Here is a 17580-nt window from a genome sequence, read left to right on the forward strand (position 1 = left end):
CAATTGTAGAAAGTGCCTTGTGAGATGTTTAGCTGGCGGCAAATATCATCGACTTTGACTCCAGACTCGTGCTGTTTGATGGCGCCAATGATTTGTTCTTCTGTATAACGTTTCTTCTTCATAATGAGATCTCCTCAATATTAGTTTAATTGGAAATCTCATCCTTGTCATGGTTCTGTTTTTGGGGGAAAGGTCAGGTAATTGTAAAGGAATGTTTTCTTGACATAGGATAATTATAACTGATTAATCATTTGTTATAACTGGTGTAAATACCTGTATTAATTAAAATAAATAAGCTGAGGACAGGCATCGCATTTGGTGTACCTAAAGTAACTGCTAAAACCAAGGACATCCTTCGATTTAACAGCCATTGAAGCGGAACAGAGCCATAGCCTGATTAAAACCATTTAAGCCAGCTGATGGCTGGAGCCAGTTAATGTGAATGATTTAAAAATATATTATCACTCTGAAAAAGATGAATACTTTGTCCATCATGATGTCAGCAAGATTCATTACATTGAACTTGATTTCAGAAGAAAAGAAGTCAACTGGAAATTTTACCTCACCCTTCCTGAGGGCATGCATTGGAAAGCCGGTGATCAAATGGGTGGATTAGGTTGTGATCATCATGTCAAAACACAAAGTTTTGAAGAATTCATTGAAAAACCACACCTGGAACTCCCGCCAGAAAAACTTTCTGAAGCGTTAAAGTGTATGGGTACCCCGGAAAAAATTTGAAAACAGATTCAACTCATGTCATTCATGTTTATTATTATGGCTAAGTTAAATTTAATACCACTCAAAGTAAATCAAATGGGCCATGGTCATTGAAGCCCATTGATTGTTGCTTTATCAGCGTTCAGATCTGAACAGATATTCATGTAACTTGGGTGATGAGGGGTCGAGGATTGTGATGGCATTGATCATGGCTTTCATGGCAAAATCACTGGGACCATTAAGCAATATGACCACACCATCTTGAGTGGCTGGGTAGTAGTAAGCCAATGTGATTAATGACCAATCTGAACCGCCGTGGCCAATCAAGCGACCGCCCTTGAATTCAGTGACGTTCCAGCCCAGTCCATAACCCTGGCGGGAAGGGCAGTGGGCATTGGGTAATTTTTCACACTGAAATCCTTTGACCAACGGTTGCTCTGCTTTGATGGTATTTATTTGTTGTTGTAGCTCAGAATTGAGACCGCTGTTATTCATTGACCAAATCAAAAACCTACTCAGGTCTTGGACCGTGATAACCATGCTACCTGCTACTGAAGTGGTGCCTTCATTTGAACACCACCCGCCAGGACGACAGTAATGTCCATAGAATTCACCGCCTTTATCCAGCGCCTGGGCAATGTCATGGTACAGGGCTTTATTAACGCTCATGGACACATTCGACATGCCAGCAGGTGTGAACACATATTCTTGAGCCAAGGCTTCAAATGACGTGTCCAATTTGTTTTCAATGAACTTGGCCAGGTATTGAAAGCCTTCACCGGAGTAGCTGTAATGAGTCCCAGGAGGGTTGATGAATTTTAATTTTCTATCCTCGCTGAAAAAACGCCAATTGGCAAAGCCCGTGCTGTGGGTCAGCACCATACGTGGGGTTAGTTTTAGGTGGCGTTCATCATCGATGATATCTGGGTCAACCCAATGTTCTGACATGGGTTCATCTAAGTTTATTTTTCCCGCTTGAACCAATTGCAATACCGTTTGTGTGGTGACGAGCTTGGTGATGGAGCCGACATCAAACAGGGTGGTCTCGGAGGCTGGTATACCCGGTGCTTGTTGACCATAATGACCGGTCCATTGGATTTGCCCTGACTTGATCACTGCTACACCGATGGTGTTGAGCTTGTGTTTTTGTAGGGTTGCCAAAAAAGCTTGGTCCAGTTTTTCTCTGTGTGGTTGTGAAGCATCTGTGATGTCAGCTTGAATCACTTGACTAAATAAAAACAGTATCAGTACACATGTGTATTTCATGGTTGCGAACTCCCGATAATTTTTGATTAATGCTGGTGCCTTTGTGGCTTGGTTTGTATTGAGAACGTTTGGTACGGCTTTTTGATACATTTTATTGGTGATCAACGGGGTCAAAGGTAATTAATCATCGGGGCCAGTGGTGTTGATTTATTCTAAAGAATAGATTAATTGTAATTCTTTCTGTTACTCCATTTATAATGATCTTTCATGGATTCGTTCCACTTTGCGAGCTTGAGAAGCATGGCATCGATTTGGTCTTTATCCAACCAAGTGCCATTGACGAAAACACCATCGATTGCTCGGGTGTTACTGATATCATCCAGTGGATTTGCATTGAGCAAAATAAGGTCAGCATACTTACCGACACTGACCGTTCCAACCGTGTCTTCGATACCCAGCCATTCTGCTGGTAGACGTGTGGCTGCCATCAATGTTTCTTCATTCGTCATGCCTGCCTCGACCAATAAGGCCAGTTCATCGTGTAGCGAGAAACCTGTCAGTATTCCAGAAGTGCCCGCATCGGTGCCTACCAGCATGGGGACACCCGCTTTTTTGAATGCTTTGACCAATGCTTTATGAAAGTCAATAAGGCGCTCAAAATAAGCAATGTTTTCTGGGCTGGCGTTTTTGTGGTACTGGTTGGATGTTAACCATTTGTCTTGCAAAATCGGGTGTACATATTTCAAAGTATCCATGGTGCGAATTGAATCGAGTGAGCGGGCCTGGTTCGCTATGCTGACAAGGGCCAATAAGTTGGGAGTGACCCAGGTCCCGTTGTTCTTGGTGATTTCAGCAAAATATTCAGCATCCTGCGCAGTCATGTTTCTGTTTCTTATTTGTTTTGAGTATTCTTCAGCGTGAGCAACCAAACCGAAATGAGGTACGAATGCCTGTGCGGTTTTGCCTTTAAATGCATCCGGAATATGTCCAACCACTTTAAGCCCTTGTTTACTGGCTTCATCAATAACAGCTTCGAAAGATTCAACATTTAAATGAGAATAAACTTTCACAAAGTTGTAACCTTCCGCTTTTAAGCTTCGCACGGCTTGTCTGGCATCTGAAGCTGTATTGACAATTCTTCCACCATTGCTTTGATCCCCACCATTGATGACTGGGGCCAATGCCATTCGTGGCCCAATGACCTGGCCACTGGCAATTTCATTTCTCTGTGCAAAGTGCGCAACCCGACCATCCAACTCAAACACTGTGGTTACGCCATTGGCGACATATGTGGTCATGACGTATTGGGTATCCATGAAGAAGGTAGCGCCTTGGGTGGGTTGGTTACCTTTAAAGTTGATACTCGCATTGGTGTGTACGTGCATGTCAATCAACCCAGGTATCAGCCATTTGTTTTTTCCATCTATTATTTCGGCATTGGCTGGAATTTCGCCATTGATGTTCAATATCTTTTTATCTTGAATCACTACCGTGGCATTGTTGATGGTTTCCTTGTCTTTTTCCATTGAAATGACATTAACATGGGTGATGGCAAAAGTTTGATTTGAGCCCAATACTTTGTTCGTAGGGTTATTCGGCTGCTCGGCTGCAAGGGAACTGCTCGAGATCAATATCAATGTGAATACAGAAAATAAGTTGGTTCTGGGTTTGTTTGTCATTCGAATATTTAGCAATCAATTATATGCTGTAACGGTCGCACGCTGGCAAAGTTACTTTTTTATTCTAAAAAATGCGCGCCTGGTTTTCAGCCTTCGCTGGACTGACGAACTTTGTGTATTGGATTAGGCTCTGTCCGCTTCAACTCCGCCTGCTTCGCCTACATGGATGTAGGTGTGCCGTGTTAGCAGGACGCAGAAACGGCCGCCTACATGGGCAGATAATGTTCCTGACATGATTCTGCATTTCACACGTCCATGTGGGTCATGTAGGTGTGCCGTGTTAGATGGCAGGAATTGTTTCCGACAATTCTCTGCATTCACCCCGTCCTGGGGATCGACACGGTAGCGGCCGGCTCCGCTTACTTCGGCTTCGCTCAGTATAGGCGATACACGTAAGTCATGCATATTGACTGTGTTTTGAATTAAATCAGGATTAAATCAGGGTTCATACAGTTTTTAACTCACCTCTATCTTTAGAATTTATGTCTTCTATAACAACTGGGAGACGGTGATGAGACACTTTTTAACGTGGGTACTTTTGTTGATGGCTTTAAGCGCTTCAGCAACATGTCCGGTAGATACCCCTGCCAGCTGTGCCATTGATGATCAACTGGCCAATGGTCGGTGGGATTTAAGTCAAGTCAACGGTCAATATACCTTATTTGGAAGTGAGGTATTTTGTGAATTTTTGAGTGATGGCTTTTGTGACTTACCCGATGATTACAATCCTGTCTCAGGCACTTTCAATGTTTCCCGACTGGGAGGTTCAGCAGCCAATTACATTGATGTGGCCTGTGATGGCAGCATCACCGGACAAGGCCATGAATTGATCAGTGGTACTTTAGAAAAAACCGCTGACATTCAATATGGTTACAGTACGTGTAACGATACCGAACCGCAGGACATGAACTGGAATGTCACGATTGACCGACAATATGACATCAGCGGCCAGGTCACTGGCGTTGGACAAGTTGATTTAAACTATGAGAATGACACCAGTACAATCACAATAACAGGCGTATCTGCTTATGGAGTGGATTGTTATTGGTATTCATATAACGCTAGCTTACCTGATTTCGATCTATCCGGTTCAACGGAATCGGTCACCTTATCAGGCGCTTATGACCCAATTACCTATCAATGGAGCCCAACCACCATACCCACCAATGGTACGAGCTGGCTGGATGATATTTTGCACCGACTGGCATTAAATGACAGTACTCAAGATGAGACGGTACTTGAACCTGAAGGTCACAGTCAGCCTGAAGATCAGTTATACACCACCTACTTTATTCAAGACACGGTCACTGTCACTGATCAAATCAATCATGATGCCACGCCTGAAATGCCTAAAGTGCTGGGTGTCATGCTGAATGAACCGGCTCAATACTTACAAAACGTTCCGGTGAATACCCAGCTCATTGCTACCATAGACTGGCGAGGACAGCCTCCCGGAGACGTTGAGTTCACTTATGGAGGGGTGGTTGAAACCGTGGCCGGCAGTGATATTGTAAACTGGGATTTTGATGCTGGCATGCCTGGAGACAGCATTCAAGTGATTGCCATTCAAGGTGACCAACAATCAGTTCCTTACACATTGGCTGTTCCCAAAGTCAGCCTGCCACCTTGGGCCGGCTCAAGCGGTGATTGGAACGGTTCTGGCGGCATTGAATATCAAGGCTTGCTCAATTGGCCGATTTCCTTGGACACCACCCGCACCCTGAACACGCTGTCCTTGTTTACCGGAGATTGGGGCTTGGCGAACGCTTCTTCTGAATACAATGCCACGGTCTTCTCAGACGGTGGAGCCGGTCCAGGTGACTTGAACACCCAGGTGACTTTTAAATTTGCGGGTAAAAGCGTTGATTTTCAAATCCAAGGACAAAACACCAGTTATTTGAGTTGTGAAGACATGAGTACTGATGGTGATGCCACCATTGAAATACCCATCCCGGGCTGGCAAAAAACCTTAAACCCGCTCACAGCCATACCCGGCCTGCAAAGTGCTGCCTGTGGTTTGAGTGGATTTCTTTGTGATGTGATTCAAAGCGTCGGCATCAAAGCATCAGCCAGCGCCAATGTCTCAGGCACCGGTAACTATGCCGGCGACACTGGCGATATTCAATGGACCGGCGGATCGGTCGGAGGCAGCATCAGTGCTCAGGCCGGTGCCGGTATCCGCTTACCCAAACCACTGCACCAAGTGGCTGGCGTCAGTGTTTCAGGCGGTGGCTCAGGCTGTATTGATTTTCAAGTGGCCCCGGATTTTAATTTATCGCAACTGGGGGCCCAAATTGACCTGTCTGCCCAAGCATTTTTTATGGGGTTCAGTGCATCTGCTGATGAAAGCTGGCCAATAGGTGATGGTTGTGGCGGTCGCCATTTCCAATCACGTGAATTAACCGGCGGTGGCTGGGTACCAGTGGATGGCCATTTAGCCATGGCTCAGCAATGGAACAATCAAAACTTACAAGGGGTGGCGGTTTGGTCTGATCCCGACCTCACTCAACCGCGTCCGGCCGGCCAACTCAAATACCGTTTTTATGATGGCATGACCGATAGCTGGGGTGCGATTCAATCCATTCCGACTGTTGTTGATGTGAACCATTCACCCAGCGTACATTTCGATGAACAGGGGCATCTATTGGTTATTTACCAAAGTAATGATGCGGTCGTACCCACCGACCTTGGTCAATTGGCTGCCTTTGGCAATGGGTATGAACTGAATTGGGTGTTGATTGATTCAATCAGTACTCAGGTGATTAATGAAGGGCAGCTCACTCAAAACACTCAGCATGATTTTGGGCCAAGACTGATTACCAATCAAGCAGGAGAAGTCAGTCTGTTTTGGCAACAAGCCTCGGGCATTGAAGTAACTGGTACAGCGACCGATCCGGTCAGTATTTATCAACTAGACTGGGATGCCATCAATCAAAATTGGGGATCACAAGTTTTAGTCGCAGACCAGTTAATCAACACCTATGGCTGGACCCCGGCGGCATGGTCTAATGACACCAAAGTGCTCATGTTAACCCATGATACGGATGCAGATTACAGTACCGCGGATGACCGAGAAATGGTGGTTTACCGACAAGCAAATGGCAGCTGGGGAGCGCCTGTGGCTTTGACTGCCAATGCAATAAACGATGAGTATGCGGTGGTTGATTATGATGTGGATGGGCAGGAGCTTATGTTTTGGCGTGAGGGTCAAGCACTGCAATCTGCCATTGATGGAAGCTTGACTGGTATTATCCCATTACAACAAGCCACTTATATGGATGGTGTTGGTAACGGTTTGTCCCAAGCTGTTTTGGCACAGCATAACCAGCTGAAAGCGCTGGTCTGGCCCCAAAACACCCAGCTGATGATTTCTGTTCAAGACCATGAGGGCATGTGGCAACCCAGCACAGACTTATCGCTGACAGTAAATAATGAGGCTTTGGATGTATTCTCGGCTGAAATCAATCAAGGTCAGTTACATTTGGGCTGGGCCAGCCGAGAATTTACCGGCAACGGCTATACCGATGTATTAACGCCGCATTTTTCAAAACAGTTATTGTTTGATGAGATTTTCAATCATGGCTTTGAATAAAGAAATCAATGGGTTCGGAGTCGGTGATTGTTCTTTATTAGCGTTCAGATCAAAACAGATATTCATGTAACTTGGGTGATGAGGGGTCGAATGTCGCCCATTATCATCGCCCATGGCATTTTCAATGGTGCTTGGTTTTTATTGTTGGAGAGAATCAATGGTGGGTTCAATTGATAAGTAGTTTTATTGTTTGAAGCACAGGTTGGGGCGGGTGTTACTTTGGTTGGACAAGGAGATTTTAAAGGAATGTTTTCTAGATATAAGAAAATTACCGCAATATAAAAAACATGTCTTTAGTTTGGCATTTATCAACACGATTTTTTAAAGTATTCAATTACCTAGGATGCTCCCCATTCTTAAGGAAGACACTCTAAATCCGACCATCACCCTAACACTGTAATCGTCGAAAATTCGATTACCCCAATGCTTTAAATAGTCAACTTCGACAAATGTAGTGGTGCTTCCAAAATGGGCGTCAAATCCTAAGCCTAAGCCAGCATACCTGCTTCTTTTTTCACCTTCCCATATATTGTCCAATCCCAAAGATCCTTTTGCGTAAACGCCTATTAGGTTTCTGCCAATTCTTTTGGAAGGTGTAAACAAAGACAAATCGAATGAGCTGAGGAATTTGCCCTTTTCATTATAAAGTTGGTACCTGTTTTCCATACGACCACTGAATTTCTCACTGATCCTTCCTCGTAATATAAACCCCAAGGAAGAGGAAGGAATGATGTCATCATTGTCAAGTCTGGTTTCATGAGAAAACCCGAAGGTCATGAAGTTGTATTCTTTGAATTCTTCTCTGTCACAATTTCTTTTAAAACATAATAAGTTTGGGTTTTTATAGTGATCGAAAAATTGAGGCTTGCCATTGATTAATGAATTCATTGAACGATTATCTTGAGTGATTGGATAAGCTTTGTTTGGAATCATTTGAGTAACTTCTTGTGTAATTTCTAGCGCCCTTGTTTTATCACCTAAAATCACCAATGTAAAAAAAGACTCTATGCTTTTGGATGTTTGTTCAGTCACATATTCAGATGAGGATGGGCAAATGGCAACTGTAAAATATTCATGTTTATTAGGTTCGCATTTGACGTCGAAAAAATCTAAGTGATTCAATACTACAAACTCATGTTTATTACAATCATCGAAGATGATACATCTGATAGATTTGAATTCAATTGTCTCTTCAATCATTGGCAGTGATAATACCTTTATACTGGGTTCAGATGTATCCAGTTTCTCTGAGATTTTTTTAATAAATGTTTCAGGTGTTTTTATGAATTTCATTCCAGTTACAGATTGAATTTCTGACAATGCTGCTGAAATATTTTCTTGTGAGTGGTCATGGAACTTTATATAGACAGTTTTTTGATCCAGGTTACTGTCACCATATACATAAAACTTATTCTCAAATGATTCTAATAGCATCCCTGTATGATTGAAACCATCATGATAAGCCTGATCGTAGTTATGCCTCCTCAATGACCTGTTTAGCCCATTGTGACCAGCAGAAAATGAATCTTCTAAGAAATGAAGCCCAAATGCTTTTGCTGCCATTGTGACTTGCATGTCTTGTTGATTTTCTACCAGGCTATAAGCTTCATCAGTCCATTTATTCCATTGCAAAACCGATCTGGGTTGAAAATGAGTTTCGTTGTCTGAGACAAGTTTGGCCCACTGCAGAAATGCTTTTGTCTTTGTGTTCGTTAAAACATCTTGAAAAATTACATGGCTAGAGTCAACTTTGTTGTCTGAAGTTATTTTTATTATTTCATCTGATCCTTCGATATTTGATAAATCAGAACAATTTAAACTGGTGCCATTGTTTAGAAACTTACTGTCTTTGTTTATAGATATTTTTTCATAGTCAGCGACCCAATCCCCTGAGAGTGCCACCATGTGGCTGAAACACAGTTTTATTAATGGATTTTCACAATAAGCGGCATAATCTTCAATTTGTTTCCGGTTCTTTATTTGGCCTTTTATAGCTGCACATGCAGAATCGTATGCCTGGTAAGTGATGTATGCATGTTCATTGTACTTCCATGCATGGCCGTCAATACTGATGGTTAAACTTAGTATCAAAATAAATATCAACCATATTTGTTTATTCATCAGTTTAATTTCACATTACAATTCAACAAGGCTGCTAAAGCCGGTCCATCTGTGACTGCATTGATTTTATCTTTTTCAATGTCGTAGGGATTTCCAGACAGTTTTCTGATTTCGAACAGCATTCTTGACCATTGGTCATTGGTGAAATCGGTTATTCCATCTGGTAGGTTGGCTTTTTTAACCAATCGATCGAAGGTTTCTTGTATGTAATGCTTCGCTATTTTTTCATCATCTGAGGTACAAGCCAGATTGACTTTGGCGATGACTTCATTGCTGATTTTCTCAACTTTTGTTTTTTTGTTTGATGTTTCAACTTGGGTTTGGTATTCATCAATAGCAGCTGACATTTTAGTGTCGAAGCTATTGTTGTTCACTGCTTGTTCCATCTCTTCTTGAAACTCCAGAAATGTTTGAACAGAGTCTAGTTCCAATGCACTGAAACCACTGTTAATCTGAACTATCAAGTAGGTTTGGTCTCGGTATTCACAGAATGAAAGGTTGTTTTTAGTTTTATCACAACTACAATCTTTATCTTTATCTTTTATGTAGATGCGACCGTGTTCAGAACAGTACCTATATGACTTCCAGTCTTGTTGGTCGAATCTGTTTTTTCTGCCATCTTCAATAATATTCTTATTGGGTTGTTGCCTCATGATGATGTAATCACCAGTTGCTACCTGGCTGTATTTGGCTGTTTGAAACCTGCCTCCCTCCGGATGTAATACGAAGATATATTGCAATTCAATGTCGTCTTGTTCGCCACTGAGTAACTGTTCTCCCAATGCTTCTAGTGATTTCATCACAGGTGAAGCTGGGGCATAGGCTTTCGCACCCAGTGTAGCCAGTGTAGATAGCAATGCTTTGGTTTGTTGTGCTTCGCCAACATCAAGTTCTAGAACTGTCAGCTGAATGATCAAAGGATTGCCTTTGTATGTGATGGGACCGTATATAGGTAACATGGAAAGGTTCAAAAATTGGCCTCCGGACCTGACATCTTCTGAATAGTAAATCAGTCTCCCTTTGTTTTTTGTGGCACTGTTTCTAAAGTCGAGGACTTCACCTTGGCCTTGTTCGAAAACCCTGGCCACGATAGCTATTTCGCCGCGAACTGTATTGGTAAACAGGTAAGACAGTGTTTTCTCAAACCGCTCGGAGTAATCGGATATAAAGGCTTGTTTTAAATGGACCGATATGGATTCATCTTTATGAATGATCCTGCTTTCCATTGAAGCATCTTGTTCATATTTTTTAATGAATGTTTGGTCGTCCTTAGCCACTCGGTAATCCGATTCACCGATGTTTAAACTGACTTTATTAGAACAACCCAAAATGAAGATGGAAAATAAAAATACGATAATGGTTTTCATATGACACCCCTCATGATGAGTTTTAAACTCATTTGGTTCATGATCTTGGTTGCATATTTTCAGTCCATCAATATGGCATTTTAATCAAATAGATTTTATATCTTTCCCACGGATATACGATATGTAACCACCCTTTGTCTATACAAAATACTACAATTAACAATATAGAACAATAAAATAATCAAATAAATGCAAATAAAAAATACCCATATTTACTGTGACTGAAAAGTGATTATGGCTTGTTGAGCTTCAATTAACCATGTAGTTAAATCATATCTTCTTTTGATTAATCAAACGTTGGAAGTGCTTCTATTTCCAGCTCTACCTTACCATTACAATTAGACTTCGACTTCGACCTATGATCCAGTCACGATTCTAACAGCGCCATCCATGGCGACGACGACGAGCTCAGTCGGCTGCAATACTTGCTACAAAGCAGATCTCATAAGGTGGGAACACACCCCTCGATCGTGTACAGGAAGTACATGTGCAGCATTAGAATGGATGCGGTAGCTGCCCCCTCTCAAGCCAACAGTAGGGCCTCTTAAGGTAGGGGAGGAAAACAAACACACCTTCGGCTACTCAAGCTTTGGAAGTGCTCAGTCGGCCTGGTGGCTAGGTCACTGAGTACATGGTGAGAGCTGATAGGAAGAACATGGTCTGCTATATAGGCTCTTCAGCATGAATGCTTTTGCTATGCCTATCTACATCCATTAGAATGTTTCTTTGTCAATGAGCACATCGCCATGAATTCCAAGTACTTAAGTCTTTTATTACTGATGTTGTCTCCCTCGGTTTGGGCCACTAAGACGCAAGAAAAAGCGGTAGATGAAATTTTTTCTGAATGGGATAAGGCTAACATGCCGGGTGCCAGTTTGGGTGTGTTTCAAAATGGGAAAATCATCTATGCCAGAGGTTATGGCATGGCCAATTTAGAGTATGACATACCCAATGACGCCAATTCTGTATTTCGAATCGGTTCCACCTCTAAGCAATTTACTGCTGCCTGTATAGTGTTATTGGCGGAACAAGGTAAGCTGAAATTAACGGATTCACTGCACTCTTTTTTCCCAGCGTTCCCAGACTATGCAAAAGAAATCACAGTCAGGCATTTGTTAAACCACACCAGTGGTGTCAGAGATTACCTGACGCTGTCATTCTTGAAGGGTTTGACGGATGAAGATTATTACGAAGACAAAGATGTGATGCAATGGTTGACCAATCAAACTGCATTGAATTTCGCTCCTGGTGAGGAATATATTTACAGCAATTCTGGTTATTGGTTGTTGGGCCAAATTGTTAAACAAGTGACCCAGATGGATATGGCGGAATTTGCCGCCAAAGAACTGTTTGAACCATTGGGGATGTACCACACACATTTTCATAACAACCACAAAGCCATCGTAAAAAACCGTGCATCAGGTTATGCGCCAAAAGAAGCAGGGGGTTATCAAATCAGCATGACCACGCTGAACATGATTGGCGATGGTGGCATATTCACTACCATCAGTGACATCAAAAAATGGGATGATGCCTTTTATAACAGCGAAGTACTGAGTAAAAAGTTTTGGCAAGCTATGATTACTCAGGGCAAGTTAAACAATGGCAAACAAATTGAGTATGCTTCAGGTTTAATTATCGAGCCGTATAAGGGTCTGAATGCCATCAGTCATGGCGGCGCATTTGTTGGTTTCAGAGCTGAGTTGTTACGCTTCCCTGATCAAAAGTTCACCGTTGCGGTGTTCGCCAATCGCAGCGATGCCAACCCAACATCAATGGCTTTTAAAGTGGCAGAAGTGTTCCTGGAAGAAGAATTTAAAACAGCGGCTCAAGTCAAAGACAGTTCTGAGTCCAATGCGGATATTGCTGGAAACGATGAAGCAGCAACACAATTGGCTGCTGTGCCTTTAGAACAATTGACGGGTGAATACCAGTTAAATCCTGGCATTCAATTAACAGTAAGCATTCAAAGTGGCACATTGCATGGCTATCAGATTTGGAATCAAAAAGAGTATGATTTTGAACCCATAGAAAATGCAGTCAATACATTCAAGATTGTGGGTGATGATACCTTCTCCTTTGAGTTTGATGATTTTGAGAATAATCAAGCGCAAGTCATTAACTTGAGTCGGAATGGCAGCATGTCGGCTTGGAATAGGGTGGACATTGTTGATACCAGTGGTGTTGAATTGTCTGGTTTTGTTGGTGATTATTACAGCAAGGAATTGGATGTGGTATATCAAGTCACCTTTAAAGATGATGCCCTTTTCATTCAAGTTGATAACAATGCGCCAGAAGCATTGGCTGTTTTAGCCATTGATCAATTGTCCTATGATGGTATTGTCTTGGACTTCGTAAGGCAAGAGGGCGTTATTACAGGTTTCATCATGTCAGCAGGTCGAGTTAAAAATCTGGTTTTTGGTAAACAATGAATCATTGAAGCCAGAAGATTTACTACCAACGGAAGGTGCCTAAGCTTCGACGAGCTCAGTCGGCTTGGTATGGAGTTTGGATCTGTGATTGGGCTTGATGTGGGTATTTATGGAATTGCGTGAGCTGGTGAAAGGGTTCAATCAAAACATCATTTCGTCATCTGGCATGTGTTCTTTGACCAGTTGGTTCACCAGTTCTAGGATCATTTGTCGTGCGGGTTTGAAAAATTCAGCTTGGTCAGGGAAGGTTTTGGATCTGATGGCGTAGATTTGGTTCCACTTTTCGAGGATTCTGAGTTTATCTTCAAAGCACAGCTCTTGGTCCTCCATCACTTGAGTAGGGGAAGTGTAACTCTCGACTATCATGACATCTTGTATCATTTTAGTTCAAACTCATACTGATATGATTGATTATGTCTCCTGTCCATTAACTGAAATTTTACCAAGACAGCGAGTGATATCAAAGGTCTGAGGGACATTTATTTGTATTTATTTAAGGTTTCCAGTGTTTTTTTGTCTTTTTGTGGCTGGATTCAATCATAAGATTCGATTGGCTTAGTTGCCAAGAGTAGGGTCTTTTAAGGCAGGGAAGGAAAAAAGGCACATTTGGTATTTTCTGCCACGGTTATTGATGAAGTCCTTTAAAATAGGTGGTTTATTCATGTAAACAACAGGAAGGTTATGGTGGAATCATCTTTTCAATCCAAGCTGCCTCATTTGGGGACCAGTATTTTTACTGAAATGTCGCTGATGGCGAATCAGTTTCAGGCGATTAATTTGTCTCAGGGTTTTCCTGAGTTTGATACCCCAGCGTTTCTTAAGTCTGCCATCAAACAAGTCATTGATGAGGGTAAGAATCAGTATTGTCCTTCGGCTGGTTTGCCTGAGTTGTTACAGCAGATTGGGGATTTGGTACAGCGCTGCTATATCAAGGATGCAGCGAGAAAATTGGATGCTTTGAATACCATTACGGTGACTTCGGGTGCCACCGAGGCCTTGATGGTGGCTATTCAGACTTTGGTGCGTCCGGGCGATGAGGTGATTGTGTTTGATCCGGCTTATGATGCTTATGAACCGGCGGTTGAACTGGCCGGTGGGCGATGTCGCCACATTGCGATGAATGCACCAGATTATGCGATTGATTGGTCTTTGGTGAAGCAGGCGATTAATGACAAGACCCGGGCAATCGTGATCAACAGCCCACACAATCCGACGGGTACTTTGTTGGGTCAAAGTGATTTACTGGCCTTACAGCAGATGGTCTTGGAACATGAGTTGTATGTCATCAGTGATGAAGTTTATGAGCACATGACTTTTGATGGTCAAGCTCATGAGAGTGTGTTGGCCTATCCTGAGTTGTTTCAGCGTTCCTTTGTGATTTCAAGTTTTGGTAAAACCTTTCATTGCACTGGCTGGAAGTTGGGTTACTGTGTGGCGCCTGAGGCTTTAACGACCGAGTTCAGAAAAATTCATCAATACGTGACCTTTTGTTCATTCACACCGGCACAATTTGCAGTGGCTTCGATGTTAAAAAATCACCCGCAGCATGTTGATGAGCTCAGTGGATTTTATCAGCAAAAAAGGGATGTGTTGGTTGCGGCTTTAGCCGATTCTCGTTTTAAAGTGTTGCCTTCAAAAGGTACGTACTTTCTGTTGTTGGATTATTCTGCAATTTCGGACTTGGATGATGTGGCGTTTTGTCATTGGCTCACTCAGGACATTGGTGTGGCGGCCATTCCACTCAGCCCGTTCTATCAGGCGGAAATCCTTGAGGTGTATCACCAAAAGCACAAAGTGGTGCGTTTGTGTTTTGCGAAGAATGATGCCACTTTGTTAAAAGCGGCGGAAATACTGTGTCAGCTATGAATCAAGCCAAATCCAAAACAACACTTCATGTTGCAGCCGTGCAATATGACATCCAATGGTTGGATAAACCTGCTAATTTGACCACTTTGGAAGCCCTGATTCGTGGCTTTCATCATGAGAATGATGCAGTTGACTTGATGCTATTGCCTGAGACATTCTCTAGCGGATTTTGTATCGAAGACAATGCTGTTAAGGAGCCGGAGGATGGGGGTGATGTGCTTATTTGGTTACAAGGGATGGCCGCAGCATTTAACTGTGTGGTGGCTGGAACGGTGTTCGTTCAGCAGGGTGGCAAGAAAGCGAATCGATTTTATTGGGTCAGGCCTGATGGTTCGGTTGAGTATTATGACAAGCGTCATTTGTTTCGTCTGGGCAATGAAGGCGATTTTGTGTCTCAAGGCAAGGCAAGAAAAGTACTCGAAATCAATGGTATACGAATACTTCCACAAGTCTGCTATGACCTGCGTTTCCCAGTCTGGTCGAGGAATCGGCAGGACTATGATGTGTTGGTGAATGTGGCCAATTGGCCGGCTGCCAGACGCAACGTGTGGGACACTTTACTGCAAGCCCGTGCGATGGAAAACCAGGTGTTTGTGGTGGGTGTGAATCGCGTCGGGGATGACGGTAAAGGCGTGGCGCATTCGGGTGGCACTTGTGTGCTTGATTTTGTGGGAACGCCCTTGGTAGCAGCTGAGGATAATCGCCAGCAAGTGATTCGTGCTGAGCTGGATTTTTCTGCCTTGGAGCGTTTTAAAACTGATTTTCCGGCTTATTTGGATGCGGATGATTTTGAGCTTGCTTAGTGGTTCTGGGGAGATGAGGATCTTTAATAAATTAACCAGACATGGGTGAAGTCATTGCATGAATCTCGTGGCTTGTGGGTTTCATGATAAACTTTTGAAACCAATCAATAGGTAAGCTCGCAATGAAAATTAAAGAACAATTATTGACACTCATGCTATCAGTCATTTTGCAATTCATTTTGACGACAGCTGATGCCAATGAGGGACCAACTGTACTCGCTTTTGAGGATCATGGTTATGTGAATCCTTTTACTGGAGGCGTGGCATGGGAAACCAGCAATCATGCGGATGTACTGTCGATGGAATGGGCCTTTATTGGGCTGAGTGAAGTACTGCCGCTTTGTTCGGGTGGTTTCGACTGGACATCGGTTGATGATTTTCTTGCCACCGTAGATGCCCGAGGACACCAAGGCATACTTCGTCCAATTGTGTTTGGACCAGGTTATGGTGATGAAAATTATGCTCCCAGCGACCTTTTGGTTAATGCCTTTGTTTATGAATCAACTACATTCGATAACCCCGCTTGGAATGAAGCCAGTGTTCAGTCCTGTATTTTGAAATTTATCGATGCCTTCGCCCTGCAATATAAGAATGACCAACGAGTGGCATATATTCAAATGGGTCTGGTTGGGCTGTGGGGTGAACATCACCTTGATGGCGGGCCTTATAATCTTGCCAACTTTCCATCTTTTGCTTTTCAGAAGACCATGATCAACCACTTTATTGATGGTTTTGGTCACTTTTCAACGGACCTTTTGACGGCATTGTCACTTGATTCGGCACAGGACCATGGGTTTTTCAGCTCGGCCGACACTTCGCTGGACAATCTGCGCTTTGGTTTTTTTGATGACAGCTTGCTTACAGCCAATCACGCGGCCGGCGACAATTGGCGGCAGGATGTTGCTCCAGCTGCGCAGCTGGCGCTGCATAGACAACATGGGTGGGGTGGAGAGGCCTATTGGTCAGGGTGCAACAGCAACGGCTCGTGGACAACCCCGCCGAATGATTGTGGCAATGGTGAAACCCTCAGTGACCAAGCTGAGCGCATCGGTTTGAATTATATGTTGGGTTCGCCCGCATTTGACGATAACAGCATCTCTTCTGCAACCTTACTTGCGGCTTCGCAGATGATGGGTTACAAATTCACCGCTACAGCCGCAACCAGGTTGGACGCCAATACCATCCATGTCACTGTCGAGAACACGGGTGCTGCTTTTTGTCCTTACATGGTTGAGGTATGCACAATAGAAGGCTGCGGTGGAGACCTTTCGACCCTCAGTCCTGGGTCCAGTAGGGTGGTTGCCGTTCCTGCTTTGGCCGCAACGTCTCAAGTGCTTTATTTTAATTCTCCACGACTTAACCCAAACAGTTCACAGAAGATTCGCTGGAGCAACGTGGGTGCCGATGATGAGGCAGCTACATTGACTGTTACGGTTGATGCGGCTGGTCTTATCTTTGCAGATGGCTTTGAATCGATTCCTTAGCTTATTAACTAACGGTCAGAAGGATTCGGCTTGATGAATGTGTAACACACCCCTCGATCCCCTCTCAAGAGGGGAGGAAAGGAACACACCCCTCGATCGTGTACAGGAAGTACCTGTGCAGCATTAGAAAGGATGCGGAAGCTGCCCCTCTCAAGCCAACAGTAGGGCCTCTTAAGGCAGGGGAGGAAAGGAACACTACTTCACTCACTTTGGCTTTGGTAGCGCCTCTTTTTCCTTTGCGGCCTTTCCAACGTTGGGAGATCCTTCGATCTCTGATCCAGTCTCGATTCTAGCACCACCATCCTTGGTGGCG

12 protein-coding genes are annotated in these 17580 nt (G+C 43.4%); 6 read left to right on the forward strand and 6 right to left on the reverse strand.

Annotation, left to right across the window (positions count from 1 at the left end; all coding sequences use genetic code 11):
- Positions 1 to 122 (reverse strand): transposase (locus CCS90_RS13350; RefSeq protein ID WP_143751564.1); only part of this gene is annotated, 122 nt, incomplete at its 3' end.
- Between the two features lie 316 nt (positions 123 to 438).
- Here CCS90_RS13350 and CCS90_RS13355 point away from each other — a divergent pair.
- Positions 439 to 738 (forward strand): hypothetical protein, encoded by a 300-nt coding sequence (locus CCS90_RS13355; protein WP_099020078.1) that lies wholly within the window; start codon positions 439 to 441, stop codon positions 736 to 738.
- 114 nt (positions 739 to 852) lie between these two features.
- Here CCS90_RS13355 and CCS90_RS13360 read toward each other — a convergent pair whose 3' ends face one another.
- Both CCS90_RS13360 and CCS90_RS13365 read right to left on the reverse strand, forming a co-directional pair.
- On the reverse strand, positions 853 to 1983 hold the full coding sequence (locus CCS90_RS13360) for a serine hydrolase domain-containing protein (protein WP_162846928.1): 1131 nt from the start codon (positions 1981 to 1983) through the stop codon (positions 853 to 855).
- A gap of 164 nt (positions 1984 to 2147) precedes the next feature.
- On the reverse strand, positions 2148 to 3602 hold the full coding sequence (locus CCS90_RS13365) for an amidohydrolase family protein (RefSeq protein ID WP_099020080.1): 1455 nt from the start codon (positions 3600 to 3602) through the stop codon (positions 2148 to 2150).
- A 511-nt stretch (positions 3603 to 4113) separates the two neighbouring features.
- Between CCS90_RS13365 and CCS90_RS13370 the strand changes: the two genes are divergently transcribed.
- Entirely contained in the window at positions 4114 to 7194 is a 3081-nt protein-coding gene (locus CCS90_RS13370) for a hypothetical protein (RefSeq protein ID WP_133566565.1), read from the forward strand.
- Between the two features lie 330 nt (positions 7195 to 7524).
- On the opposite strand, the gene CCS90_RS13375 is transcribed toward CCS90_RS13370, so the two are convergent.
- Both CCS90_RS13375 and CCS90_RS13380 read right to left on the reverse strand, forming a co-directional pair.
- Positions 7525 to 9315 (reverse strand): hypothetical protein, encoded by a 1791-nt coding sequence (locus tag CCS90_RS13375; protein WP_099020082.1) that lies wholly within the window; start codon positions 9313 to 9315, stop codon positions 7525 to 7527.
- Positions 9315 to 10682 carry a hypothetical protein gene (locus CCS90_RS13380; protein ID WP_099020083.1) on the reverse strand — a complete coding sequence of 456 codons (1368 nt, stop codon included), beginning with the start codon at positions 10680 to 10682 and terminating at the stop codon, positions 9315 to 9317. Before CCS90_RS13380 ends, CCS90_RS13375 begins: the two co-directional genes overlap by 1 nt.
- A 746-nt stretch (positions 10683 to 11428) precedes the next feature.
- Here CCS90_RS13380 and CCS90_RS13385 point away from each other — a divergent pair.
- A complete protein-coding gene (locus CCS90_RS13385; RefSeq protein WP_099020084.1) occupies positions 11429 to 13114 on the forward strand; it encodes a serine hydrolase domain-containing protein in 1686 nt (561 codons plus the stop codon).
- A 141-nt stretch (positions 13115 to 13255) separates the two neighbouring features.
- Here CCS90_RS13385 and CCS90_RS13390 read toward each other — a convergent pair whose 3' ends face one another.
- On the reverse strand, positions 13256 to 13495 hold the full coding sequence (locus tag CCS90_RS13390; protein ID WP_099020085.1) for a hypothetical protein: 240 nt from the start codon (positions 13493 to 13495) through the stop codon (positions 13256 to 13258).
- A gap of 360 nt (positions 13496 to 13855) precedes the next feature.
- Between CCS90_RS13390 and CCS90_RS13395 the strand changes: the two genes are divergently transcribed.
- From CCS90_RS13395 to CCS90_RS13405, 3 genes are all read left to right on the forward strand, one after another.
- A complete protein-coding gene (locus CCS90_RS13395) occupies positions 13856 to 14980 on the forward strand; it encodes a methionine aminotransferase (protein ID WP_246027050.1) in 1125 nt (374 codons plus the stop codon).
- Complete coding sequence (locus CCS90_RS13400; RefSeq protein WP_099020087.1) at positions 14977 to 15783, forward strand: amidohydrolase; 807 nt, start codon at positions 14977 to 14979, stop codon at positions 15781 to 15783. Before CCS90_RS13395 ends, CCS90_RS13400 begins: the two co-directional genes overlap by 4 nt.
- Before the next feature lie 122 nt (positions 15784 to 15905).
- Complete coding sequence (locus CCS90_RS13405) at positions 15906 to 17267, forward strand: hypothetical protein (RefSeq protein WP_099020088.1); 1362 nt, start codon at positions 15906 to 15908, stop codon at positions 17265 to 17267.
- Positions 17268 to 17580: the final 313 nt, after the last annotated feature.

The sequence above is a fragment of the Marinicella litoralis genome, assembly GCF_002591915.1.
Taxonomy (GTDB): Bacteria; Pseudomonadota; Gammaproteobacteria; order Xanthomonadales; family Marinicellaceae; genus Marinicella; species Marinicella litoralis.